General features: G+C 70.7%; 25 protein-coding genes. 7 read left to right on the top strand and 18 right to left on the bottom strand.

Annotation, left to right across the window (positions count from 1 at the left end; all coding sequences use genetic code 11):
• Positions 1-1,141: acetyl-CoA C-acetyltransferase (locus tag DQW85_RS15845; protein ID WP_162795025.1), on the bottom strand; the 1,141-nt coding region annotated here is incomplete at its 3' end.
• Positions 1,142-1,226: 85 nt separating this feature from the next.
• Between DQW85_RS15845 and mce the strand changes: the two genes are divergently transcribed.
• From mce to DQW85_RS15830, 3 genes are all read left to right on the top strand, one after another.
• Positions 1,227-1,652: a methylmalonyl-CoA epimerase gene (gene mce / locus DQW85_RS15840; RefSeq protein ID WP_113701075.1), complete on the top strand. Its 426-nt coding sequence runs from the start codon at positions 1,227-1,229 to the stop codon at positions 1,650-1,652.
• A gap of 191 nt (positions 1,653-1,843) precedes the next feature.
• The gene (locus DQW85_RS15835) at positions 1,844-3,157 is read left to right on the top strand and encodes a DivIVA domain-containing protein (RefSeq protein ID WP_113701074.1); all 1,314 of its coding nucleotides are present in this window, start codon (positions 1,844-1,846) and stop codon (positions 3,155-3,157) included.
• Positions 3,158-3,296: 139 nt separating this feature from the next.
• Positions 3,297-4,424, top strand: coding sequence for an AI-2E family transporter (locus DQW85_RS15830; RefSeq protein WP_113701073.1), 1,128 nt, complete (start codon positions 3,297-3,299; stop codon positions 4,422-4,424).
• Here DQW85_RS15830 and DQW85_RS15825 read toward each other — a convergent pair.
• The 5 genes from DQW85_RS15825 to DQW85_RS15805 form a co-directional block, all read right to left on the bottom strand.
• Entirely contained in the window at positions 4,384-5,178 is a 795-nt protein-coding gene (locus DQW85_RS15825) for an alpha/beta fold hydrolase (RefSeq protein ID WP_113701077.1), read from the bottom strand. The two genes, DQW85_RS15830 and DQW85_RS15825, sit on opposite strands and share 41 nt — an antisense overlap.
• Positions 5,179-5,488: 310 nt before the next feature.
• The gene (locus DQW85_RS15820) at positions 5,489-6,256 is read right to left on the bottom strand and encodes an SDR family NAD(P)-dependent oxidoreductase (protein ID WP_113701072.1); all 768 of its coding nucleotides are present in this window, start codon (positions 6,254-6,256) and stop codon (positions 5,489-5,491) included.
• 155 nt (positions 6,257-6,411) lie between these two features.
• The gene (locus DQW85_RS15815; RefSeq protein ID WP_113701071.1) at positions 6,412-7,116 is read right to left on the bottom strand and encodes an alpha/beta hydrolase; all 705 of its coding nucleotides are present in this window, start codon (positions 7,114-7,116) and stop codon (positions 6,412-6,414) included.
• A gap of 38 nt (positions 7,117-7,154) precedes the next feature.
• Entirely contained in the window at positions 7,155-7,403 is a 249-nt protein-coding gene (locus DQW85_RS15810; RefSeq protein WP_240197206.1) for an ATP/GTP-binding protein, read from the bottom strand.
• A gap of 38 nt (positions 7,404-7,441) precedes the next feature.
• A complete protein-coding gene (locus DQW85_RS15805) occupies positions 7,442-8,890 on the bottom strand; it encodes a 3-hydroxyacyl-CoA dehydrogenase family protein (RefSeq protein ID WP_113701069.1) in 1,449 nt (482 codons plus the stop codon).
• 36 nt (positions 8,891-8,926) lie between these two features.
• On the opposite strand from DQW85_RS15805, the gene nucS reads away from it, so the two are divergent.
• From nucS to DQW85_RS15790, 3 genes are all read left to right on the top strand, one after another.
• Complete coding sequence (gene nucS / locus DQW85_RS15800) at positions 8,927-9,589, top strand: endonuclease NucS (RefSeq protein ID WP_113701068.1); 663 nt, start codon at positions 8,927-8,929, stop codon at positions 9,587-9,589.
• 49 nt (positions 9,590-9,638) lie between these two features.
• Positions 9,639-11,111, top strand: a complete 1,473-nt coding sequence (locus tag DQW85_RS15795; RefSeq protein WP_113701067.1) for an aldehyde dehydrogenase family protein — start codon at positions 9,639-9,641, stop codon at positions 11,109-11,111.
• A gap of 144 nt (positions 11,112-11,255) precedes the next feature.
• Complete coding sequence (locus DQW85_RS15790) at positions 11,256-11,798, top strand: TetR/AcrR family transcriptional regulator (RefSeq protein WP_240197205.1); 543 nt, start codon at positions 11,256-11,258, stop codon at positions 11,796-11,798.
• Positions 11,799-11,928: 130 nt separating this feature from the next.
• Here DQW85_RS15790 and DQW85_RS15785 read toward each other — a convergent pair whose 3' ends face one another.
• The 4 genes from DQW85_RS15785 to DQW85_RS15770 form a co-directional block, all read right to left on the bottom strand.
• Complete coding sequence (locus DQW85_RS15785) at positions 11,929-12,246, bottom strand: STAS domain-containing protein (RefSeq protein WP_113701065.1); 318 nt, start codon at positions 12,244-12,246, stop codon at positions 11,929-11,931.
• Between the two features lie 93 nt (positions 12,247-12,339).
• Positions 12,340-13,509 (bottom strand): sensor histidine kinase, encoded by a 1,170-nt coding sequence (locus DQW85_RS15780; protein ID WP_113701064.1) that lies wholly within the window; start codon positions 13,507-13,509, stop codon positions 12,340-12,342.
• Positions 13,510-13,519: 10 nt separating this feature from the next.
• Positions 13,520-14,629: an ABC transporter permease gene (locus tag DQW85_RS15775; protein ID WP_113701063.1), complete on the bottom strand. Its 1,110-nt coding sequence runs from the start codon at positions 14,627-14,629 to the stop codon at positions 13,520-13,522.
• On the bottom strand, positions 14,626-15,522 hold the full coding sequence (locus tag DQW85_RS15770) for an ABC transporter ATP-binding protein (protein ID WP_113701062.1): 897 nt from the start codon (positions 15,520-15,522) through the stop codon (positions 14,626-14,628). The genes DQW85_RS15775 and DQW85_RS15770 overlap by 4 nt, the downstream gene beginning before the upstream one ends.
• A 126-nt stretch (positions 15,523-15,648) precedes the next feature.
• Between DQW85_RS15770 and DQW85_RS15765 the strand changes: the two genes are divergently transcribed.
• A complete protein-coding gene (locus DQW85_RS15765) occupies positions 15,649-16,248 on the top strand; it encodes a cob(I)yrinic acid a,c-diamide adenosyltransferase (RefSeq protein WP_113701061.1) in 600 nt (199 codons plus the stop codon).
• 204 nt (positions 16,249-16,452) lie between these two features.
• Here the strand turns inward: DQW85_RS15765 and DQW85_RS15760 are convergent, their stop codons facing one another.
• The 8 genes from DQW85_RS15760 to atpE form a co-directional block, all read right to left on the bottom strand.
• Positions 16,453-16,833: a DUF2550 domain-containing protein gene (locus DQW85_RS15760; RefSeq protein WP_113701060.1), complete on the bottom strand. Its 381-nt coding sequence runs from the start codon at positions 16,831-16,833 to the stop codon at positions 16,453-16,455.
• 24 nt (positions 16,834-16,857) lie between these two features.
• On the bottom strand, positions 16,858-17,259 hold the full coding sequence (locus tag DQW85_RS15755; protein ID WP_113701059.1) for a F0F1 ATP synthase subunit epsilon: 402 nt from the start codon (positions 17,257-17,259) through the stop codon (positions 16,858-16,860).
• Between the two features lie 98 nt (positions 17,260-17,357).
• Positions 17,358-18,803, bottom strand: a complete 1,446-nt coding sequence (gene atpD, locus DQW85_RS15750; protein WP_113701058.1) for a F0F1 ATP synthase subunit beta — start codon at positions 18,801-18,803, stop codon at positions 17,358-17,360.
• A 1-nt stretch (position 18,804) separates the two neighbouring features.
• Entirely contained in the window at positions 18,805-19,707 is a 903-nt protein-coding gene (locus DQW85_RS15745; RefSeq protein ID WP_113701057.1) for a F0F1 ATP synthase subunit gamma, read from the bottom strand.
• A 3-nt stretch (positions 19,708-19,710) separates the two neighbouring features.
• Positions 19,711-21,360 (bottom strand): F0F1 ATP synthase subunit alpha, encoded by a 1,650-nt coding sequence (gene atpA, locus DQW85_RS15740; RefSeq protein ID WP_113701056.1) that lies wholly within the window; start codon positions 21,358-21,360, stop codon positions 19,711-19,713.
• Between the two features lie 23 nt (positions 21,361-21,383).
• Positions 21,384-22,193, bottom strand: a complete 810-nt coding sequence (locus DQW85_RS15735) for a F0F1 ATP synthase subunit delta (protein ID WP_113701055.1) — start codon at positions 22,191-22,193, stop codon at positions 21,384-21,386.
• Positions 22,193-22,744, bottom strand: coding sequence for a F0F1 ATP synthase subunit B (locus DQW85_RS15730; RefSeq protein ID WP_113701054.1), 552 nt, complete (start codon positions 22,742-22,744; stop codon positions 22,193-22,195). The genes DQW85_RS15735 and DQW85_RS15730 overlap by 1 nt, the downstream gene beginning before the upstream one ends.
• A 35-nt stretch (positions 22,745-22,779) precedes the next feature.
• Positions 22,780-23,010, bottom strand: coding sequence for an ATP synthase F0 subunit C (gene atpE / locus DQW85_RS15725; RefSeq protein WP_113701053.1), 231 nt, complete (start codon positions 23,008-23,010; stop codon positions 22,780-22,782).
• Between the last annotated feature and the right edge of the window lie 61 nt (positions 23,011-23,071).

Raw genomic sequence — 23,071 nt, 5'->3', positions numbered from 1 at the left:
CGCCGCACAGGCCCGCCGCGCCCAGGCCGCCGCCGCGCCGCCGGAGCTCGTGGGCGAGCGTCAGGACGATGCGGGCGCCCGAGGCGCCGATCGGGTGGCCGAGCGCGATGCCGCCGCCGTTGACGTTGACCCTGTCCAGGGGGACGTCCAGCTCCTTCGCCGACTGGAGCGCCACACTGGCGAACGCCTCGTTGATCTCGATCAGGTCGAGGTCGGCGACCGTGAGCCCCTGCTTGAGCAGCGCCTGCTTGATGGCGTTGGCCGGCTGCGACTGCAGCGAGGCGTCGGGGCCCGCCACGTTGCCGTGCCTGCCGATCTCGGCCAGCCACGGCAGGCCGAGCTCCTCGGCCTTGGTCCGCGACATCACGACGACCGCGCACGCGCCGTCGGAGATCTGCGAGGCCGACCCGGCCGTGATGGTGCCGTCGGGCGCGAAGGCGGGACGGAGCCTGGCCAGCGTCTCGGCCGTGGTGTCGCCGCGCACGCCCTCGTCCTCCTCGACGACCACGGGCTCGCCGCGCCGCTGCGGGATCTCCACGGGCACGATCTCGTCCGCGAAGACGCCGTTCTTGGTGGCCGCCGCCGCGAGCTGGTGGGAGCGGGCCGACAGGGCGTCCTGCTCTTCGCGGCCGATGCCGAGGCGGGTGTTGTGCCGCTCGGTGGACTCGCCCATCGCGCACTGGTCGAACGCGCAGAACAGGCCGTCGTGGGCCATCGAGTCGAGCACCTCGGCGCCGCCGTACTTGACGCCCTTGCGCAGGCCGGGCAGCAGGTGGGGCGCGTTGGTCATCGACTCCATGCCACCGGCCACCACGATGTCGAACTCACCCGCCCGGATGAGCTGGTCGGCCAGGGCGATGGCGTCGAGGCCCGACAGGCAGACCTTGTTGATCGTGACGGACGGGACCGTCATCGGGATGCCGGCCTTGACTGCGGCCTGCCGGGAGGGGATCTGGCCCGCGCCCGCCTGGAGCACCTGGCCCATGATCACGTATTCGACGTCCTCGGGCCCGACGCCCGCGCGTTCGAGGGCCGCCTTGATGGCGATGCCACCGAGGTCCACCGCCGCCAGCCCGGACAGGGATCCGAGCAGCCTGCCGATCGGCGTGCGTGCTCCGGCGACGATGACGGAACCAGTCATGGGGCGACCTCCTGTGCGCGGTCCGGGGGCTCTTTGACACCATACCCACGGGCGGAAAGCCGTTGGCCATGGAGGTGGACCACACATGTTCCTGCGCATCGACCACATAGGGATCGCCTGCAACGATCTCGAGGAGAAGATCCGGCTGTTCTCCTCGACGTTCGACCTCACCGTGGTGGCGCGTGAGGTGAACGAGGAGCAGGGCGTGAAGGAGGCCATGCTCCACATCGCCGACGGCGAGGGCGGCGGCTCCTACATCCAGCTTCTCGAACCGCTCTCCCCTGACTCGCCCGTCGGCAAGTTCCTGGCCAAGCGTGGGGAGGGCGTCCACCACGTGGCGTTCGGCGTGCCCGACGTGGCGCGGGCAATGGAAGAAATCGGGACAAAAGGCGTACGACTCCTCGACGAGCGCCCGAGACACGGATCAATGGGCTCAGAGATCGCGTTTCTGCACCCCAAGGACGTGGGAGGAATGCTCACGGAGCTGGTACAGGCTCCGACACCGCAGTAAACACAAAAAACGTTCATATGTAACTAGTCACGCAGAAACTTGGACGGGGCTTCAGACTCGGCAGCAGCGGAGTACGCTGGCTTTCCACCGGACATGGGAGCCTGCCGCGAGGCACAGGCTCCCGGCTCGGCTGCCCCGAACCCTCCGTCCGGCCCCGTGTAGCCGTCTCGACAACCCAGGATCGAGCCTCCATGCAGTCCGACATCGACGCCCAGCTCAACAACTTCTTCGAGGACGCCCCCGCACGCGAGTTCGACGTGGTCCTCCGTGGCTATGACCGCCACCAGGTGCACGATCATCTGAAGCAGCTCGACTCCGACCTGCGCCAGGCCCGCGAGCAGGCCACCGCCCTGCAGCGCGATCTGTCCGACTCCCAGCGGCAGCTCCAGGAGCAGGAGCGTCCGACCTACTCCGGTCTCGGCGCCCGCATCGAGCAGTTGCTCCGGCTGGCCGAGGAGCAGGCCACCGAGCTCGTCCAGGCCGCCCGGTCCGAGGCCAACGAGATCAAGGCGGCCGCCAAGGTTGATGCCGCCGACATGCGGGCCGCCGCCGAGGCCGAGGCCGCCGAGAAGCGGGCGCAGGCGACGCGCGAGAGCGATGAGATGCGCACCACGGCCGAGCGGGAGGCCGACGAGATCCGCTCGACCGCCCGCCGCGAGGCCGACGAGCTGACCAGCACCACCGAGCGCGAGGTCGCCAAGCTGCGCGCCACCGCCGACCACGAGGTGGCCGAGAAGCGGGCCGACGCCGAGCGCGAGATCGCCAAGCTCCGCACCACGACCGAGCGCGAGGTGGCGCAGCTGCGCGCCTCGACCAAGCGCGAGCGCGACGAGGTGCTGACCACCGCCAAGCGGCAGGCCGACGAGATGCGGGCGCAGGCGCAGCGGGTGCTGGAGGAGTCCGAGGCCAAGCGGGCGCAGGACGAGGCGGAGTTCGAGATCCAGCTGGCTTCCCGGCGCGAGGAGGCGGAGCGCCAGGAGGCGGAGCGCCACGCCACCGCGCAGGCGGCGACGCAGAAGCTGGTCGCCGAGGCCGAGCAGCGCGCGGCCACGGCCGAGTCCAGGGCCACCAAGGCCACGCAGCAGGCCGAGCAGACCCGCCGCGAGGCCGACCTGCACGCCAAGCAGCTGGTCGCCAACGCCCGCAAGAACTCCGAGCAGATCGTGGCCGAGGCCAAGTCCAGCGCGGAGACGATCGTCACCGAGGCGAAGAACGAGGCCGAGCGCACCCGTACGTCGATGCAGCGTCAGGTCGACGAGCTCACCCGCCAGCGCGACAGCATCACCAGCCACCTGGCCCAGCTGCGCCAGCTGCTCGGCGGCGCCGCGCTGCCGGGCATGGAGCCTGAGCCCGCGGTGGTCGCGGCCCCGGCGAAGCCGGCGCTCGCCGCGCCCGCCAGTGAGAAGCCGGCGGTGCCCGCGCCGACGCCCGCGCCCTCGTCCACACCGGCACCCGCCAAGCAGCAGGCGAAGTCCGAGGACGACGCGGAGTGGTGGCAGGAGTAGCCGCCGCACTGGGGCTGCATGACGGCTGAGGAGAGCCTGGCGACCACATGGTCGCTAGGCTCTCTTTCTGTTCCCGGCATCTCGTCCGGACTTGTCGGCCCCGCCCCCCTTTCTGATCCAGACCTTCCAGGAGCCCCCCGTGTCCGCAGAAGTCACGTCCGCTGCCCCGGAGGACACCACCCCCGAAGCGCGCCCCGCGGGCGGGGAAGGGGGCGGCGCGCAGCCGTACGGGCTGCCCGGGAAGCCGCTGGCGCGCGGGCCCTTCCTGTTCGGGCTGGTCGGCGGGCTGGGGGTGCTGACGGCGATCGCGATCGCGCAGATGGTCATCGCCTCGCTGAGCGTGATCATCCTGGTCGTGGTGGCGATGTTCCTGGCCGTCGGGCTGAACCCGGCGGTCGAGGCGCTGCAGCGGCGCGGGCTGGGCAGGCGGGGAGCGATCTCGATCGTGTTCGCCGGGGTGATCGTGGCGTTCGCGCTGTTCGGGCTGGCGGTGGTGCCGCCGGTGAGCAAGCAGCTGGCCGAGTTCGTGGCCGCCGTGCCCGGTTACGTCACCGAGCTGGGCAACCATCCGACGCTGCGCCGGCTCGACGCCGACTACCAGATCCTGCCGAAGCTGGCCTCGTTCGTCACCGGGACGCTCGGGCCCTCCCTGGCGTCCGGGGTGGTCGGAGCGGGTCTGGTGGTGCTCGACGGGGTGTTCACCACGGTGACGCTGCTCGTGCTCATGCTCTACTTCCTGGGCTCACTGCACACGATCAAGGAGTATCTCCTCAAGCTGGTCCCGGCCTCGCGACGCGAGCGGACCGGCGCGATCTCCGAGGAGATCCTGGCCGGCATCGGCGGCTACGTCGCCGGAAACGTGCTCATCTCCGTCATCGCCGGCGTGCTGAGCTGGATCTTCCTGTCGATCATGGGCGTGAAGTACGCGCTGGCGCTGGCGCTCGTGGTGGCGCTCACCGACCTCATCCCCCTGGTGGGCGCCACACTCGGCGCGGTGCTGGTGACCGGGGTGGCGCTGCTCCAGTCGGTGCCCGCCGGCATCGCGTGCGCGGTCTTCTTCATCGTCTACCAGCAGGTCGAGAACTACCTCATCTACCCACGCGTCATGAAGCGCTCGGTGGACGTGACACCGGCCGTGACGGTCATCGCCGCCCTGTTCGGCGGGGCGCTGCTCGGCATCGTCGGCGCGCTGCTGGCCATCCCGGTCGCCGCCGCCATCGCGCTGATCATCCGCGAGATCGTGCTGCCCCGGCAAGCTCAGACCTGAGGAACTCCGACACCGCCGTGTTGAACGCCTCGGGCTGCTCGACCGCGCTCAGGTGACCGGCCTTCGGGATGATCTCCACCTTGCCCTCGGGTACGGCCCGTGCCATCGCCTCGGCATCGGCCGGGGTCGTGAGCTCGTCCTCCTCCCCCACGACGACAAGCAGCGGCACCTTGAGCCCGGCCAGCGTCTCGAACGAGTCGGGCCTGCCCGCCATGGCGCGCTGGGCCCAGGCCACCGCCCCGGGCGGCGCCGACTGCACGAGACCCTTGACCCGCCCGTGCACCATGGCCCTGCGCTCCTTGGTGGTCGGCCCGATCAGCGCGGGCAGCACGTCGGTGACGAGCACGCCGCTGCCGCCGGACAGCACCGCCTGCGCGATGCTCTCGCGCTTGTCGCGCACCGGCTGCGGGTCGGGGCCGGCCTTCGTGTCGGCGAGGATCACGCCCAGGAGCCGGTCGGGGTGGCGGCGGCAGAACGCCATCGTCACATAGCCGCCCATGGACAGCCCGCCGATAACCGCCCTGTCGACCCCCTCCCCGTCCAGCAGCCGGGCGACGTCGTCGGCCATCAGATCGACCGACGGCTCCTCCTCGCCCAGCCGCGAGCCCCCGAACCCGCGCAGATCAGGCGTGATCACCCGGCACATCGGCGCGAGACCCTCGCGCTGCGCCAGCCACATGGCCGAGGAGAGCGGGAACGCGTGAAGCAGTACGACCGGGAGCCCCGTCCCGGCTGATCTCGAGTAGAGCTGCACGATCACACGGTAGACCTGTTCGCCGCGACAAGCACTCCAGGACGGATACCGATATCCGCCCTTAACACCACCAGTCCCCACCGCCCGCCCCGCCTCCCCACCGGCACCCCGCTGAGACGACGGGGCACCCCCGGCCGCGGAGCCACCCGATCCCGTGGACAAGGAGCCGCCCGACCCCCCGGCGCCCTCGCGGATCGGCGCCGTGGGACCGGCACCCTCAGACCGGCGCCCTCAGACCGGCGCCCTCAGACCGGCGCCGTGGGACCGCTGTCCTGAGGCGGGCGGGACCAGCGGAGCCGGGGCCGGGATGTCACGCGCCGCCGATGGCGGTGGCGCCGCCGTCGATGAACAGGACCTGGCCGGTCATGTACCTCGACGCCTCGCCGGCCAGGAAGACGGCCGGGTAGGCCATGTCCTCGGGCGTGCCCCAGCGCCGCATGGGCACCCCCGACAGCGTCGCGCGGCTGGCCGCCTCGTCCTGCCAGAGGTTGCGGTTGAGGTCGGTGGCCGTCCACCCCGGGCAGAGGGCGTTGACCCGTACGCCGGCAGGCGCCCACTCGGCGGCCAGCGTCTTGGTCAGCGCGACCACGCCCGCCTTGGCCGCCGCGTAGGGGGCGAGGAACGGCGCGCCCAGCGCGGCGACGGACGCGACGTTGATCACCGCCGCGCCGCCCCGGTCGAGCAGGTGCGGCGCGACCGCGTGGCACACGGCCATGGCCGAGTCGAGGTTGAGCCGCATGAGCTTGTCCCAGCCGGACAGCCGCAGGTCCTTGAACTCGGTCATGAAGTTGGACCCTCCGGCGTTGTTCACCACGATGTCGAGGTGCCCGAGCTCCTCGATGGCCGCGTGGACCGCGCCGGTGGCGGCGTCGCGGTCGGTCAGGTCGGCGGGGATCACCGCGGCCCGCCTGCCCAGGGCCTCGACCTCCTTGGCCACCTCGGCGAGGGAGCCGGCCGAGCGCGAGACGAGCGCCACGTCGGCTCCGGCCTCGGCATAGGCGAGCGCGATGGCCCGCCCGATCCCCTTCGACGCCCCGGTGACCACGGCCTTCTTCCCGCTGAGATCGAACGCGCCCACGCTGCCTCCTCCGACTGGAACCGAATAAGATTCTACTGACTGGCGGACCCCTGGCGCCATGCCCGTACGCGGCGGGCCCGTACGCGGCGGCCCCGTACGCGGCGGGCCCGGCGGTGCACTGGCCGCGTGTCCACGATCCGCCGGTCACCCACCCGTCAGACGTGCGTGGGAAGGGGGTGGGCAGTGGGGTTGACCCGCTTGACGATCTCGTTCAGCACGATGCGCACGTACGGCTCCCCCACCCACAGGTGCTTGGCGCCCTCCACCCCGATGACCTCCGCCTGCGGCACCCGGGCGAAGCGGGCGCGGGCCTCGTCGGGCCTGAGGTAGTCGTCGAACTCCGGCACCAGCGCCACCAGCGGGCGGCCGAACCGGGCCCAGGCGTCGAGGTCGTCGTCGGTGGCCCGGTGGAGCGGCGGCGAGAGCAGGATGGCGCCCTCCACCAGCGGGTCGTGGGCCCACTTGAGCGCCAGCTCGGTCCCGAAGGACCAGCCGACCACCCAGACGCGGGGCAGGTCATGGTAGTCGGCGTACTCCAGGGCCGCCGCCACGTCGAACCGCTCCCCCTCGCCGCCGTCGAACGCGCCCTCGGAGGTGCCCCGCTCCGAGGACGTGCCCCGGGTGTTGAAGCGGAGCACCGCCAGGTCGGCGAGCGCGGGCAGGCGATTGGCGGCCTTCTTGTAGACGTGGCTGTCCATGAAGCCGCCGTGCGTGGGCAGGGGGTGCAGGGTGACCAGCGTGGCCACCGGCGGCCGATCGAGTGGCAGAGCCAGCTCGCCGACCAGGGTCAGGCCGTCACCGGTGTGCAGCTCGATCGGCTCTCGCCTGGCCGGCAGCACGGTCGCCGCGCGAATCTCCACCTTCGGTCCCTTTCGATCATCGGGGGTCGCCGCGCCGTCTAGTAGCGGCTGCGGCCCGGGCCGCGGTCAAGTCTCTTGCGCCAGCACGCCGGGTGCCAGTGGCGGCGCTCCTCGTCGCCTCCCGGCCAGTTGGGCCAGCTGACGAGGTGCGGCCGGCCGCCGTGGATCTCCTGGTCGCAGCCGGGGCAGCGGTAGCTCTTGGCCGAGGAGCCGCCCGTCAGCATGCGGACCTTCCACTCGCCGTCCGGCCACTCCTCGACCCGGTCGACGCCCCGGGGGGACCCCATGGGGCGCGGGTCGTCCCTGCGACGCGCGCGGCGCGGGCTCATGGCCGTGGGAAGGCGCTCAGGCCGGCAGTGACCAGGTGGTCGAGCAGCGGAGCGGGCGCGAACGACGGCTCGCGGTATTCGGCGTAGAGGGCTCTCAGGCCGTCGCGGACCCGACGCAGCCCGATGGACTCGAGCATCTCGAACGGCCCGGCCGGGTAGCCGCAGCCCAGCCGCATGGCGGCGTCGATGTCGGCGATCGAGGCGTAGCCGGAGTCGTGCATCCTGACCGCGTCGTTGAGGTAGGGGTAGAGCAGCGCGTCCACCACGAAACCGGCCCGGTCCTTGCACGGCACCGGCGTGCGCCCGATGACCTTCATCAGGTCCCTGGCCGCCGCGACGGCCGCGGGCGAGGTGAGCGCCGTGGAGGCCACCTCGGCCACCCTGTCGCCGACGAGGTGGACGCCCACCATGGCCGAGGGGGTCGGCAGGCGTACGGCGTGCTCGATCACGGGCCGGTCGGCCAGCCGGAGCACCACGTCGGGCTCGTCGGACGTCTTGAACCCGGCCCGCAGCAGCTGCTCGACGATCGGGCCGGCGTCGTCGCCCTCGACGCCGAACGTGATGAACTCGGCCCTGTCGCGCTCGCGGTGCGCCGTCTCCTCGCCGTGGAAGCCGCGGCCTGTCTTGCGGCCGAGCAGCCCCGCCGTGACCAGCTCCCGCAGCAGCGGCGAGGGGGCGTGGCGCCGGTCGCGGGTCTCGTCGAACAGCACGCACATCACCTCATAGGCGGTGTCGAGCCCGATGAGGTCGAGCAGCGCGAACGGCCCCATGGGCAGTCCCGCGCCGAGCGCCATGGCCGCGTCGATGTCGTCGCGCCCGGCCACGCCGAGGTCCAGCAGCACGGCGGCATGGTTGAGGTAGGGCAGGAGCAGCCGGTTGACGACGAACCCGGCCCGGTCTCCTACCGCCACGCACGTCTTGCCCAGCCGCGCCGACAGGTCGGCGATGCCGGACACGACGTCGGGGGCGGTCACCACCGTGCCGACCACCTCGACCAGCCGCATCACCGGGGCCGGGTTGAAGAAGTGCATGCCGACCACCCGGCCGGGGCGGCCGGTCGCGGTGGCGACAGCGGTGACCGAGAGCGAGGAGGTGTTGGTGGCCAGCACGGTCTCGGGCTTGCAGATCCGGTCGAGATCCTTGAACAGCGCCACCTTGTAGTCGAGGATCTCGGGGATCGCCTCCACCACGAGGTCGGCGTCGCTCAGGTCGTCGCGCGAGGTGGTGAGCGTGATCCGGCCGAGGATCTCCGCGCGCTCGCGCTCGTTCAGCTTGCCCCGGTCGACCGCGCGGCCGGTCGACCTCTCCACGTGCCCGCGCCCCCTCGCCAGCGCCTCGGCGTCGGCCTCGACGCCGATCACCCGTAGTCCCGCCCGCGCGAAGACCTCCGCGATGCCGGCCCCCATCGTGCCGAGGCCGACGACTCCCACCCTCTCGAACGCCATGCGTCCAGTTTTCCAGAACCGCTAAGGTGTACCGTCATGCGGCTGGTCATCGCGCGATGCAGCGTGGATTACATCGGACGGCTCACGGCTCACCTGCCGATGGCGCCGAGGCTCGTGCTCATCAAGGCCGACGGCAGCGTCTCCATCCATGCCGACGACCGCGCGTTCAAGCCGCTCAACTGGATGAACCCGCCGTGCAAGCTCAAGGAGGACGGCGGGACCTGGACGGTCACCCATGGCAAGACGGGCGAGAAGCTCGTGCTGACCATGGACGAGATCCTGCACGACTCCAGCCACGAGCTCGGCGTCGACCCCGGCCTGATCAAGGACGGCGTGGAGGCGCACCTTCAGGAGCTGCTGGCCGAGCACATCACGACGCTCGGCGACGGCTTCTCTCTCGTCCGGCGCGAATACATGACGGCGATCGGCCCGGTCGACATCCTCTGCCGCGACGCGACGGGCGCCACGGTGGCCGTCGAGATCAAGCGGCGCGGCGAGATCGACGGCGTCGAGCAGCTCACCCGCTACCTGGAGCTGCTCAACCGCGACCCGCTGCTCGCCCCGGTCCGCGGCGTCTTCGCCGCGCAGGAGATCAAGCCGCAGGCTCGCGTGCTGGCCTCCGACCGCGGCATCGACTGCGTCACCCTCGACTACGACGCCCTGCGCGGCATCGAGCCGGAGAACCCGACGCTGTTCTGACGCGCCGGGGGCCCATGCCGGGTGATGGCCCACGGTCTATGGTGACGCCATGACGACGCTGACGTTCGACTCCCTGAACCCGGCCACCGGCGAGGTCGTCGGCACTCATCCCAAGCAGGGCCCCGAGGCGGTGCGCGAGGCGGTCGGCCGCGCCGAGCGAGCCGCCGTCTGGTGGGCGGAGCTGGCCCCGGCCGAGCGCAGGCTGCGGCTGCTCGACTACAAGGCGGTCCTCACGCGGGAGCTGCGCGAGCTGGCCGCCCTGGTGCACGCCGAGAACGGCAAGCCCGCCGGCGACGCCACGCTGGAGATCGCGACGACGATCGCGCACGTCGACTGGGCCGCCCGCAACGCCGAGAAGGTCCTGCGGCGGCGGCGCGTGCCGACCGGGTTCATGGGCGTCAACCTGGCTGCCACGCTCGAGTACTTGCCGCTGGGCGTCGTCGGGGTGATCGGGCCGTGGAACTACCCGGTGTTCACGCCGATGGGCTCCATCGCGTACGCGCTCGCGGCGGGCAACGCGGTCGTGTTCAAGCCCTCGGAGCTGACTCCCGGCGTCGGAGTGCGGCTGGCGGAGCTGTTCGCCGAGTCGGTGCCGGAGGAGCCGGTCTTCCAGACCGTGACCGGGCTGGGCGAGACGGGCGCCGCCCTGGCGTCGGACCCGCGCGTCGGGAAGGTGGCCTTCACCGGCTCGACCGCCACGGCCAAGCGGGTCATGGCGGCGTGCGCGGAGAACCTCACCCCGATCGTGGCCGAGTGCGGCGGCAAGGACGCGTTCATCGTGGACGCCGACGCCGACCTGCCGGCCGCCGCGGACGCGTGCCTGTGGGGCGCGATGTCCAACGCCGGGCAGACGTGCACGGGCGTGGAGCGGGTGTACGTGGTGGACGCCGTCTACGAGCCGTTCATGCGGGAGCTGTCGGAGCGGGCCGCGCGGGTCAAGGCCGGTGAGCACTACGGGCCGATCACCATGCCGGGGCAGCTCGACGTCATCAGGCGGCACATCGACGACGCCACCAAGTCGGGGAAGGTCGTGACGGGCGGGCCCGGGTCGGTCCGCCCGCCGTACGTGGACCCGGTGATCGTGGAGGACGTGCCCGAGGACTCCCCCGCGGTGCGGGAGGAGACGTTCGGGCCGACCGTCACCGTGCGCCGCACCCGCGACGCGCGGGAGGCGCTGGAGCTGGCCAACGCCTCGGCGTACGGGCTGGCCGGCACCGTGTTCGCGCGCGACAGGCGCAGGGCGATGGAGCTGGCCCGACTGATGCGCACCGGGATGACGGCCGTCAACTCGATCATCTCGTTCGCCGGGGTGCCCGCCCTGCCGTTCGGCGGAGTCGGCGACTCGGGCTTCGGTCGCATCCACGGCGCCGACGGCCTGCGGGAGTTCGCCCGCGCCAAGGCGATCTCCCGCAGGCGCTTCGCGCTGCCCGGGATGAACCTGACCTCCTTCGCGCGCACAGGTGACGAGCTTGAGCGACTGATCAGGATTGTCACGTTCTTGCACGGCCGACGTAAGAGGTAAAGTTCCCGCCCTTTCCCAGAGCCGATCATCCGTCCATAATTGTGTGCTCTGGGGGCCACGATCATGTTGGACGGGTGGATTGTGAACCGGTCTTACCGGGGAATGTCGGCTGAGCAAAGGCTGGCGGACAGACGGGAGCGGCTGATGACAGCCGCGTACACGCTATACGCGAAGCCCGGTTTCGCCTCGACGACCATCGAAAGGCTGTGCTCGGAGGCACGGATCTCCAACCGCGCGTTCTACGAATGTTTCGGCGGGCGTGAGGAGCTCCTCCAGGCTCTGCACGAGAGGTGCGTCGACGAGAGCCTCGCCTTCGTGACCAAGGCGCTGCAGGAGGCGCCGGACAGCCTCGACGGCCGGGTGGAGGCGGGCATCCGGGCGTATGTCGACTTCGCGACGGCCGACTGGCGGCGGGCGCGCATCATGCACCTGGAGGTGCGCAGGTCGGGCGACGTCCTGACCGCCTCGCGCCAGCGCGCGATCAGCTCCTTCGCCCGGCTCGTGGAGGAGTCCTCGGCTGATTTCCCGTCCATCGTCCCGCCCAATCGGCGGCTGGTGGCGCTCGGCGCGATTGGAGCGCTACAAGAGTTGCTCATCGAATGGCTGCTGGCCGAGGACCCGCCGCCCAAGGACGAACTCGTCGAGGTGGCCGCGCACATCTTCCGCCGGTCTCTGGGCGGAAGATGAGGACGCCCACCCAGCAACAGGGGTGAATCACCATAAATCGCTATTTCGGGGGAATTCAGAATCTCCAGTTGAAGGCTCAACATTGACCGCGTGCGAGAATTGGCACCCTCCCGTGCCCGCCACCGTCCCGTCAGGCCACGGCGGCCTCGCTCGACTCGACGCGAAGCACCCGGTTCAGCCGGGTCACCGCGAGAATCCGCATGATCCGCGGTGGCACTCCGCGCAGCACCAGGCGGCGCTCCGCGGTGAGCGCACGCCGATGCGTGCCCACGAGAACGCCCAGGCCGGTGGCGTCGATGACCTCCAGCCGCGAGACGTCGAGGATCAGATCACCCTTTCCGGAGTCGACCGCGTCGTGCAGCTGGGACCGCGCCCCAGCCGACGTGCCCGCGTCGAGCCGCGCGCCGATCTGCACCACCTGGGCCTTCGGATTGCCCCGGACGCGCATGCCACCTCCTCAAGTCACTCCCGCGCGAACGCACGCGCGGTATGGTCATGCCCTCCCACAGGGATGTCCGCTGGAACCGCCGACACTCCCCCACTACCCAGGAATCGGCAGTGACACGACAGCGTTCAGCGCGAACTGGCCCTCCCCGACCGGATGGGCGGTCAGCTCGCCGCCCACCGCGGCCATCCGCTCCCGCATGCCGGACAGCCCGCTGCCCAGGTCGGCCAGCTGGCGGCGGACCACTCCGTCGTTGCGCACCTCCAGCTCGGCCTCCTCAGAGGTGAAGCGGATCGTGATGTCGCAGAAGGTCGCCGAGCTGTGCTTGAGCACGTTGGTCACCGCCTCACGCACCGCGTACGCGAACACCGGGCCCACCCCCTCGGGCAGGTCACGATGGGGCAGGCGCAGCTCGCATCGCACCCCCGCCGCCACGAGCACGCTTTTCACACTGGCCAGCTCGGCGGACAGGTCCAGCTCCCGGTAGCCGCGCACGGCCTGCCGCAGCTCGCGCAGGGCATGCCTGGTCAGCGTGTTCACCTCGGCCATCTCGGCCCTGGCCGCCCGCACGTCGGCGTCCGACAGCCGTACGGCCAGCTCGGTCTTGACCGCGATGGCGGAGAGCTGGTGCCCGACGAGGTCGTGCAGGTCCCTGGCGAAGCGCAGCCGCTCCTCGGCCACCGCCAGCCGCGTGTGCGCCTCCCGCCCGTCATGGGCCTGTACGGCGAGCTGGTAGATCCACACCCAGAGCCGGTTGGACAGCGGCAGGCTCGCGCAGAGCGTCGCGTAGAGCATGGCGCCCATCACGAGAGCGGCACCGGGCTCACCCATGTCGCGGGCCATGAGGCTGCGGCCGGCCCAGATGTTGACGGCGTTCACGGCCACGGCCACCGCGAACGTCGCCGCGGACAGCGCGACCGCCCTCCGCCGCGAGACGCCCACCGCCGCCACGGACAGCCAGATCGGCAGGATGATCCCCCAGCCGAACGGATCGCCACCGCCCAGCCCGGCCGCGCACAGCGCGAGCGCCCCCGCCGCCACGACCGGCCGCGCGGCGTACCGGAACTCGATCACGGCCGTGACGAGGCGGGAGAAGACCCAGGTGAAGCCGGCCGCGGCCGCCAGCGCGAGCGGGAGGAACAGCCACCGGGCCCGCCCTCCGGAGACGTCACCCATGGTCACCAGCGAGAGCAGGACCCACATCGTCACCGGGTAGGCCAGGAACGTCCACCGGCACAGCCGCCGCGCCCGCGCGATCGCGTCCATCCGTGGAGCGCTACTTCGCCCGCAGCACGTCGCCGAGCCTGACCCGGGCACCGGTGCGCAGCACGGCCCGCTCGTAGACCTTCGCGCCCAGGGCGAGCACCCCCGCCACCGCGGCCACCATGAGGACCATCGACAGCCCGACCTCCCACATCGGCACCCCGGCGGCGGCCATCCGCACCGGCATGACCATCGCGGAGAACGGCGGGACGAGCGAGACGACGGTGGCCAGCGTGCCCGTCGGCTCGGAGGCCGCGTAGAAGGCGACGAAGTAGGTCACCATGAGGAGCATGGTAAGGGGTGTCATCACGTTGCTGACCTCCTCCTGCCGGGAGACCAGCGAGGCCAGCGAGGCCGACAGCGTGGCGTAGAAGGCGTAGCCGAGCACGAACCAGACCAGCACCCCGGCCACGACACCCGGCATGCCCGGCGGGAAGTCCACCGCCAAGCCCGAGGCGACCGCGGCGCCGAGGCCCACCACGAGCATCGTCACAAGATTGATGAACCCGAGCACTCCCAGGCCGATGATCTTACCGCCGAGCAGCTGCCAGGGGCGGACCGAGGTGAGCAGGATCTCCACGATCCTGCTGCCCTTCTCCTCCACGACTCCCATGGCGACCATCATGACCTGTCCGATGATCAGCATGAAGAGCAGGACGGTGAGCACCACGGCCATCCCGGTGCGGGCGCTTTGATAGCGCGTGTCCGCGCCCACCGACTGCATCAGCAACGGCTCGATCCGCACGCCCGAGGCGCCCAGCTTCACCTCCCTGTGCGTGCTCTGCAACAGCACGCCCAGTTCGGAGTCGATCTCGCCGTCGGTGAGCACCTTGGCGCCGTCCACCAGCACCGCGTCCACGTCACCGGCGAGCAGCGCCTTCCTCGCGGCCCCCTCGTCGGGGAACGCGCTCCACTCGACCCGCGCGTCGGGCGCCGCCGCCTGGAGCGGCAACTGCCGCGAGTTCACGGTGCCCAGCTTGTACTCGTCCGGCCCGCCCATCAGCTTCGGCGCGAACGCCGCGGCGCCCACCAGCAGGGCGGTGACGATCAGCCCGATGATGAACGTCTTGGACCTGATCTGCGTGGTGATCTCCCGGCGCGCCACCAGGGTCAGCCCGTTCACGCCACGGCCTCCTTGAAGATCTCGGTGAGGGTCGGCTGCTCGAAGCCGAAGTGCTCGACCTGGCCCGCCTTCATGGCGCGGCGCAGGATCTCCTGGTCGTCGCCCCCGGACAAGACCAGCGCGTGGCGGTCGCCCTTGACGGTGATCTCGCCGGGCAGCCCGTCGGCCCAGCCGGGGGCCGGATCGCGCACCACGACCCGGAGCGTGCGGCCCACGGCGGCGCGCAGGTCGCCGACGGCGCCGCTGGCCACCATCCGGCCCGACGACACGATGCCGACGGAATCGCACAGCCGCTCGACCAGGTCGAGCTGGTGGCTGGAGAAGATCACCGGCACCCCGCCCCGGCACCGCTCCTGCAGGGCCGCGGCCAGCGCTTCGACCGCGAGCGGGTCGAGCCCCGAGAACGGCTCGTCCAGGATCAGCACCTCCGGGTCGTGCACCAGCGCCACCGCGAGCTGCACCCGCTGCTGGTTGCCCAGCGACAGCGACTCGACCGCGTCGCCCCTGCGCTCCCCCAGGCCGAGCCGTTCGATCAGGTCTCCGGTCGCCTTCCCGGCCGCGACCGCGCTCAGCCCGTGCAGGCGGCCGAAATACTCGATCTGCTCGGCCACCCGCATCTTCTGGTAGAGGCCGCGCTCCTCCGGCATGTAGCCGAACCGCCGCCGGCCCGCGTACGTCAGCGGCTCGCCCTGCCAGGTCACCGAGCCGGAGTCGGCCTGGAGCACCCCCATGACGATCCGCATCGTCGTCGTCTTGCCCGCGCCGTTCGCGCCGACGAACCCGTACATCTCGCCCTGCCGGACGGTGAAGCCGATCCCGTCCAGGGCGAGCTTGCCGTCCGGCGACTCGGGGCCGCCCGCGAAGTGCTTGCGCAGCTCGGTGATCTCGAGCATCAGGTCCTCTCCTTCATCATGCGCTCATCGTGGCGCGCACTCCGTCCGCCTGCCAGTCGCCGAAATCACCACCCCCTGGTGCGACCCGCGTCCCTTTCGGATGACATTTGTCATTACGCTGAGGCCATGACGCGCCAGGACCGCCCGAACAGAGACCAGCCGGTCGTCCTCTCCCGCATCTACACCCGCTCCGGCGACGACGGGACGACGGCTCTCAGCGACATGAGCCGCACCTCGAAGACCGACCCCCGGCTGGCCGCCTACGCCGACGTCGAGGAGGCCAACGCCCACCTCGGCGTCGCCCTGTCGCACGGCACGCTGCCCGACGCCCTCGTCCCGGTGCTGACGCGCGTGCAGAACGAGCTGTTCGACCTGGGCGCCGACCTGGCCACGCCCGTGGTGGCCGAACCGGAGTTCCCGCCGCTGCGGGTGGAGCAGTCCTACATCGACCGGCTGGAGGAGCAGTGCGACCGGTTCAACGCCGGCCTCAAGCCGCTGCGCAGCTTCATCCTGCCGGGCGGGGACCCGGCGACGGCCGCGCTCCACGTGGCCCGGGTGACGGTCCGCCGCGCCGAACGCACCACCTGGACGGCATTGCACGCGCACGACGACATGAACCCGCTGACGGCCACCTATCTCAACCGGCTGTCGGATCTGCTGTTCATCGCCTGCCGCGTCGCCCACGCGGGCAACGAGATCCTCTGGAAGCCCGGCGGCACGCGCTGACACCGACCACACCTCTGCGCCACCGCCATCCGCCCTCCAGCGCAGCGCTGGCGGTCAGCAGGACCACCCCTTGGATGGTCGACATGACGCCGTGACGGCGGCCCGCCGTCATCCGGTCAGCGGGCGTCTTCCTGGAGGCCCTCAGCCACGTGCGGCGGGTGGCGGCCTAGTTGGCCGTGCCGTAACCCCACAAAAAGGACCCCGTCACGCGACGTCGAGGTAGGCGCTCGGGGGGGCGGATTCGAGCCAGGCGAGGAAGCCGGTCAGGGCGTCGGCGCTCATGGCGAGGGAGATGTCGCGGGTGGTGCCGCCGCAGTCGATCGCGTACAGCCCGTTGTCGAGCTCGCGCCGGGACGAAACGACGAGGCCGCGCCTCGCGATCGCGTGGCGCGGCCTCAGTCGCACACCTATGAGCGGGATCCAATGGAGCTCCCCGTCGGCGTAGCGGGCTACGCCGCTCCGCCAGCCGTGGCCCCCCACCCGCAGCCGACAGGGGACGCTGCCGCGCGAGCGGGCGAGTACGAAGCCCCGCAGGACCACCAGGGCAGCGGCCAATAGCACGCAGATGAGTACCGTCGCCACCATGCCGCCCCCTTGGCTCGTGTTCGGTCAGACGTCTTCGCCCGCCGCGCGCAGCCTGGCCCTGGCACGCTTGGCCTCGACCGCCGCGTCGGCGTCCTCCTGGTTGGCCTCGATCGAGGCCTGCGCGCGCTCAAGCGCGTCGCGGGCGGCCGCGACGTCGACCTCGGAACCGAGCTCGGCCACCTCGGCGAGCACGGACACCTCGTCGTCGGCCACGGAGATGAACCCGCCGTGCACCGCCGCGACGAGGTCACCCTCGCCCTCCCGCTTCACGCGCAGCACGCCGCCCTCGACCAGGACGCCGAGCACCGGCGCGTGTTGCGGCATGATGCCGATCTCGCCGTCCACGGTCTTGGCAATCACCATGTCGGCCTCGCCCGACCAGATCTCACGCTCGGGTGAGACCACCCCTACGCGTAGCTTCGCCACTTGTGTAGGTTCCTTTCCGATCAGGTGGTGGCACGGCCCGCGGCCGTGCCACCACCGTATCCTCGGGCTCGCAGAGCTCGCCCGTTAGCCGGGGCGATTTAGCGCTCGAGTTCCTTGGCCTTGGCGATGGCCTGGTCGATGCCGCCGACCATGAAGAACGCCTGCTCGGGCAGGTGGTCGTACTCGCCGGCGCACAGGCCCTTGAAGGAGGCGATGGTCTCGTCGAGCGGCACGGTCTCGCCCGGCTGGCCGGTGAAGGCCTCGGCCGCGTACATCGGGTGCGACAGGAAGCGCTCGATGCGGCGGGCCCGCTGGACGGTGACCTTGTCCTCCTCGGAGAGCTCGTCGATGCCGAGGATGGCGATGATGTCCTGCAGCTCGCGGTACTTCTGCAGGATCCGCTTGGTCTCCTGGGCCACCCGGTAGTGCTCCTCGCCGACGATCTGCGGGTCGAGGATCCGGGAGGAGGAGTCGAGCGGGTCCACCGCCGGGTAGATGCCCTTCTCCGAGATCGGCCGCGAGAGCACGGTCTGCGCGTCGAGGTGCGCGAACGCGTTGTGCGGCGCCGGGTCGGTGATGTCGTCGGCGGGCACGTAGATCGCCTGCATGGAGGTGATCGAGTGACCGCGCGTCGAGGTGATGCGCTCCTGGAGCACACCCATCTCGTCGGCCAGCGTGGGCTGGTAGCCCACCGCGGACGGCATGCGGCCGAGCAGCGTGGAGACCTCGGAGCCGGCCTGCGTGAAGCGGAAGATGTTGTCGATGAAGAGCAGCACGTCCTGCTTCTGGACGTCGCGGAAGTATTCGGCCATGGTCAGCGCCGACAGGGCGACCCGCAGACGGGTGCCCGGCGGCTCGTCCATCTGGCCGAACACCAGCGCGGTGTCCTTGAGGACGTCGGCCTCCTCCATCTCCAGCCAGAGGTCGTTGCCCTCACGGGTGCGCTCGCCCACACCGGCGAAGCACGAGGTGCCGCCGAAGTTGCGGGCGACGCGGCGGATCATCTCCTGGATCAGCACGGTCTTGCCGACACCGGCGCCACCGAACAGACCGATCTTGCCACCCTGCACGTACGGGGTGAGCAGGTCGATGACCTTGATGCCGGTGACCAGCAGCTCCGTGCGGGACTCCAGCTGGTCGAAGGGCGGCGACGGCCGGTGGATGCCCCAGCGCTCGTCGATCTTGAGCGACGAGGTCGGCACGTCGAGCGTCTCGCCCAGCGCGTTCCACACGTGGCCCTTGACGACGTCGCCGACCGGCACCGAGATCGGGCTGCCGGTGTCGGTCACGGCCTGACCGCGGACGAGGCCGTCGGTCGGCTGCATGGAGATGGCCCGGACGAGGTTGTCACCCAGGTGCTGGGCGACCTCGAGGGTCAGGGTCTTGTCCTCGCCGCCGAGGGTCACCTCGACCTTGAGCGCGTTATAGATGTCGGGCATCGCCTCGGAGGGGAACTCCACGTCGACGACGGCGCCGGTGACGCGCGCGACGCGGCCTGTGCCGGCCGCGGCACTCTCTACAGTCTCTACAGCCTCTGCAGTCATTTCACTCTTTCCCCGCTGCGGCGTCAGCGAGCGCGTTGGCGCCACCGACGATCTCGCTGATTTCCTGGGTGATCTCGGCCTGGCGAGCTTGGTTCATCTGCTGGGTCAGCACCCGCATCAGCTCGTTGGCGTTGTCGGTAGCGGACTTCATCGCGCGCCGCCGCGCGGCCTCCTCCGAGGCCGCGGACTGCAGCAGCGCCGTGAAGATGCGCGACTCCACGTAGCGCGGCAGCAGCGACTCGAGCACGTCACCCGCGGTCGGCTCGAACTCGAAGTACGGCGGGATCGCGGTCGACTCGCTGACCTCGGTCTCCTCGACCTCCAGCGGCAGGATCCGCCTGACGACGACGTTCTGCGAGAGCATCGAGACGAACTCGGTCGACACGATGTGGATCTCGTCGATGCCGTTGTCGTCCTTGAACGACTCGATCAGCGTGTCCGCGATCTCCTTGGCGTCGGCGTAGGAGGGCTTCCGGGAGAAGCCCACCCAGTTGCCGCCCATCTCGCGCTGGCGGAAGGTGTGCCAGGTGACACCCTTGCGCCCGGTGACGAACGGCACCACGTTGAGGCCGCGGCTCTCCAGCAGTCCGCGCAGGGCCTCGGCCTCGCGCAGGGCGTTGGCGTTGAAGCCGCCGCAGAAGCCGCTGTCGCTGGTGACGATGAGCACGCCCGCCTTGGTGGGGTTCTCCTTCGCCACGGTCAGCGGATGGTCGACGCTCGCGGCGTTGCTGACGACGCCGGTGACGGCGCGAATGATCTCGCGCTCGTACGGCAGCGCCGCCTGCATCCGCTGCTGCGCCCTCACGATCCGCGAGGAGGCGATGAGCTCCTGGGCGCGCGTGATCTTCGCGGTCGACTTGACCGAGTTGATCCGCCGCCGCAGCAGCCTTAGCTGGGCACCCATGGCCTACTTCTTCTCCGCCGGGCGGACGACCTTCTGGATCTTCTCCTGGCCGACCTCGTCGGCGCCGAGCGGCGCCACCGGCTCGTCCTTGACGAGCAGCTCGCCCGAGGAGGTGGTGAAGCCCTTCTTGAACTCCGTGATGGCGTCCTTGAGAGCGGTCACCGTGTCGTCGGACAGCTCCTTGGTCTCGCGGATGCTGTCGAAGATGCCCTTGCGCGAGCTCTGCAGGTAGTCGAGGAACTCCGCCTCGAACCGGCGGATGTCCTCGACCGGCACCTCGTCCAGCTCACCGGTGGTGCCGGACCACACCGACACGACCTGCTTCTCGACGGGGAACGGGGAGTACTGCGGCTGCTTGAGCAGCTCGACCAGGCGCTGGCCGCGCTCGAGCTGGGCACGGGAGGCGGCGTCGAGGTCGGACGCGAACGCGGCGAACGCCTCGAGGTCGCGGTACTGCGACAGCGACAGCTTCAGCGTGCCCGCGACCTTCCTCATCGCCTTGACCTGCGCCGAGCCGCCGACTCGGGAGACCGAGATGCCGACGTTGATGGCCGGGCGCACACCGGCGTTGAACAGGTCGGTCTCGAGGAAGCACTGTCCGTCGGTGATGGAGATGACGTTGGTCGGGATGAACGCCGAGACGTCGTTGCCCTTGGTCTCGATGATCGGCAGGCCGGTCATCGAGCCGCCGCCCATGTCGTTGGAGAGCTTGGCGCAGCGCTCCAGCAGACGCGAGTGGAGGTAGAACACGTCGCCGGGGAAGGCCTCGCGGCCCGGCGGGCGGCGCAGCAGCAGGGAGACGGCGCGGTAGGCGTCGGCCTGCTTGGTGAGGTCGTCGAAGACGATCAGGACGTGCTTGCCCTGGTACATCCAGTGCTGACCGATGGCCGAGCCGGTGTAGGGGGCGATGTACTTGTAGCCGGCCGGGTCGGAGGCCGGCGCGGCGACGATGGTCGTGTACTCCAGCGCGCCCGCCTCCTCCAGGCGGGCCCTGACCTGCGCGATCGTCGAGCCCTTCTGGCCGACCGCGACGTAGACGCAGCGGACCTGCTTGGCGGGGTCGCCGGTGGCCCAGTTCTCGCGCTGGTTGAGGATGGTGTCCACGGCGATCGCGGTCTTGCCGGTGCCACGGTCACCGATGATCAGCTGGCGCTGGCCGCGGCCGATCGGCGTCATGGCGTCGATGGCCTTGATGCCGGTCTGCAGCGGCTCCTTCACCGGCTGGCGCTGGACGACCGAGGGGGCCTGCAGTTCGAGGGCGCGCACGCCCTCGGACTCGATGGCGCCCTTGCCGTCGAGCGGGTTGCCCAGCGGGTCGACCACGCGGCCGAGGAAGCCGTCGCCGACGGGCACGGACAGGACCTCGCCCGTCCGGCGGACCGTCTGGCCCTCCTCGATCTTGCTGAAGTCGCCCAGGATGACGACACCGATCTCACGGGTGTCGAGGTTCAGTGCCAGGCCGCGCGTGCCGTCCTCGAACTCGAGCAGCTCGTTCGCCATCGCCGAGGGAAGGCCGGAGACATGGGCGATGCCGTCGCCACAGTCGACGACGGTCCCGATCTCCTCGCGCGCGGCGCCTTCCGGTTCGTACGCCTGGACGAAGCGCTCAAGCGCGTCCCGGATCTCGTCCGGCCGGATCGTAAGCTCCGCCATCTCTACTCTGTCTCCCTCTTCGCCTAGCCGGCCAACCGGCGGCGGACTTCTTCGATTCGTCCCACAATGGTGGTGTCGATGATCTCGTCGCCGATGCGGACCGAGAACCCACCGAGCACTCGCGGATCCACCTCGACGTTCAGGTGCACGTCGCGACCGTAGGAGGTGCGCAGCCAGGTCGCCAGACGCTGCTTCTGCTGCTCGGTCAGCTCGACGGCGCTGCGCACCACAGCGACGAAGCGCTGGCGCTGCTGCGCCACCAGCTGGCCGAACTCCTCCAGACCTGTCTCCAGGCTACGTCCTCGCGAATGAACTGCCACCTGCGTGATGAGGCGCAGGCTGGTCGGCGCCACCTTGCCGCCGAGCAGGTCGCGCAGCAGCTGCCGCTTGGCCTCCTCGGGGACGGCGGGGTCGGACAGCGCGCGGCGCAGGTCGGCGTTGGCGGCGATGACGCGGCTGAAGCGGAAGAGCTCGTCCTCCACCTCGTCGAGGGTGCCCTGGCTCTCGGCCTCGGCGGCAGCGGCGACGACGCCGAGCCGTTCGAGCACGTCGGGCAGGTCACCCGCGCGCGACCACCGGGCCGACACCGCGGCCTCGGCGGTGGCGATCGTGGCCTCGCTGACCTTGCCCTCGAGCAGCGCCCGCACGGTGCGGGCCTTCAGCTCGGCGAGCCTGGCCGGGTCGGACAGGGCACGGCGCAGGCCGTGCTCCCGGTCGAGCAGGTCCGCGATCGCGAACAGCTCGTCGGAGAGCGTGCCGAGGTCGGCGCTTCCCGCGACCGCGTTGAAGCGCTCCTCGACCTCTCGCAGCGAGCTTCTGCTCAGCCCTCTCATTAGCGCACCGCCTGCGCGCTGGAGCTTTCGAGCTCGTCGAGGAACCGGTCGACAGTGCGACGCCGCCTGGCCTCGTCCTCCAGGGCCTCGCCGACGATGCGACCGGCCAGGTCGGTGGACAGGCGGCCGATCTCCGCGCGGAGCTGGGTGAACGCCTGCTGACGGTCCGCCTCGATCTGGGCGTGCGCGGCCTCGATGAGGCGGCGGGCCTCGGCCTGTGCCTCCTCGCGGAGTTCCGCCTTGATCTGAGCGGCCTGCTCGCGGGCCTCCTCACGGAGCCGAGCCGCGTCCTGCCTGGCCTCGGCCAGCTGGTCGCGGTACTGCTGCTGCAGCGCCTGCGCCTCGGCCTGGGCCTCCTCCGCCCTCTTGATGCCGCCCTCGATCGCGTCGGTGCGCTCGGCCAGCGTCTTCTGGATCCGCGGGACGAGCATCCTGCCGACGACGAAGAAGACGACCGCGAAAGCGAAGATACCGACGACGAGCTCGTAGGTGTGCGGGATCAGAGGGTTGGCGCCCTCTTCCGACGCCAGGAGCGTAGCTGCCGTTGTCATGGATGCAGCCTTTCGTCAGGGATTCTTTCTGGTCGTCAGATGGCCTGGAAGATGAACGGTGCGACCAGACCGAGCAGGGCCAGGGCCTCGGTGAGGACGAAGCCCAGGAGCATGTTCTGGCGGATCAGGCCGTAGGCCTCGGGCTGGCGCGCGATGGCCTGCACGCCCTGACCGAAGATGATGCCGACGCCGATGCCGGGGCCGATGGCGGCAAGGCCGTAACCGATGGCGGTGACGTTGCCGGAGACCTCAGCGAGAACGCTCATTGGTGTTTTCCTTTACTGACGGCCGGTGAAGCGGAGTCTCACCGGTCTGGACTGGTCGGGG

Origin of the sequence: Nonomuraea lactucae, assembly GCF_003313395.1 — a bacterium.
GTDB lineage: Bacteria > Actinomycetota > Actinomycetes > Streptosporangiales > Streptosporangiaceae > Nonomuraea > Nonomuraea lactucae.
The sequence above is the reverse complement of the archived record's forward strand: the minus strand, read 5'-3'. Positions and strand labels throughout refer to the sequence as shown.

What these genes read in the sequence shown, in the direction of transcription:
- mce (WP_113701075.1), top strand. Translation starts at nt 1,227, where the DNA reads ATGTTCCTGCGCATCGACCACATAGGGATCGCCTGCAACGATCTCGAG.
- DQW85_RS15770 (WP_113701062.1), bottom strand. Translation starts at nt 15,522, where the DNA reads ATGCTCGAGATCACCGAGCTGCGCAAGCACTTCGCGGGCGGCCCCGAG.
- DQW85_RS15780 (WP_113701064.1), bottom strand. Translation starts at nt 13,509, where the DNA reads ATGGACGCGATCGCGCGGGCGCGGCGGCTGTGCCGGTGGACGTTCCTG.
- atpA (WP_113701056.1), bottom strand. Translation starts at nt 21,360, where the DNA reads ATGGCGGAGCTTACGATCCGGCCGGACGAGATCCGGGACGCGCTTGAG.
- atpE (WP_113701053.1), bottom strand. Translation starts at nt 23,010, where the DNA reads ATGAGCGTTCTCGCTGAGGTCTCCGGCAACGTCACCGCCATCGGTTAC.
- DQW85_RS15760 (WP_113701060.1), bottom strand. Translation starts at nt 16,833, where the DNA reads ATGGTGGCGACGGTACTCATCTGCGTGCTATTGGCCGCTGCCCTGGTG.
- DQW85_RS15810 (WP_240197206.1), bottom strand. Translation starts at nt 7,403, where the DNA reads ATGGGGTCCCCCCGGGGCGTCGACCGGGTCGAGGAGTGGCCGGACGGC.
- DQW85_RS15735 (WP_113701055.1), bottom strand. Translation starts at nt 22,193, where the DNA reads ATGAGAGGGCTGAGCAGAAGCTCGCTGCGAGAGGTCGAGGAGCGCTTC.
- DQW85_RS15765 (WP_113701061.1), top strand. Translation starts at nt 15,649, where the DNA reads ATGACGCGCCAGGACCGCCCGAACAGAGACCAGCCGGTCGTCCTCTCC.
- DQW85_RS15745 (WP_113701057.1), bottom strand. Translation starts at nt 19,707, where the DNA reads ATGGGTGCCCAGCTAAGGCTGCTGCGGCGGCGGATCAACTCGGTCAAG.
- DQW85_RS15790 (WP_240197205.1), top strand. Translation starts at nt 11,256, where the DNA reads ATGACAGCCGCGTACACGCTATACGCGAAGCCCGGTTTCGCCTCGACG.
- atpD (WP_113701058.1), bottom strand. Translation starts at nt 18,803, where the DNA reads ATGACTGCAGAGGCTGTAGAGACTGTAGAGAGTGCCGCGGCCGGCACA.
- nucS (WP_113701068.1), top strand. Translation starts at nt 8,927, where the DNA reads ATGCGGCTGGTCATCGCGCGATGCAGCGTGGATTACATCGGACGGCTC.
- DQW85_RS15805 (WP_113701069.1), bottom strand. Translation starts at nt 8,890, where the DNA reads ATGGCGTTCGAGAGGGTGGGAGTCGTCGGCCTCGGCACGATGGGGGCC.
- DQW85_RS15785 (WP_113701065.1), bottom strand. Translation starts at nt 12,246, where the DNA reads ATGCGCGTCCGGGGCAATCCGAAGGCCCAGGTGGTGCAGATCGGCGCG.
- DQW85_RS15835 (WP_113701074.1), top strand. Translation starts at nt 1,844, where the DNA reads ATGCAGTCCGACATCGACGCCCAGCTCAACAACTTCTTCGAGGACGCC.
- DQW85_RS15730 (WP_113701054.1), bottom strand. Translation starts at nt 22,744, where the DNA reads ATGACAACGGCAGCTACGCTCCTGGCGTCGGAAGAGGGCGCCAACCCT.
- DQW85_RS15795 (WP_113701067.1), top strand. Translation starts at nt 9,639, where the DNA reads ATGACGACGCTGACGTTCGACTCCCTGAACCCGGCCACCGGCGAGGTC.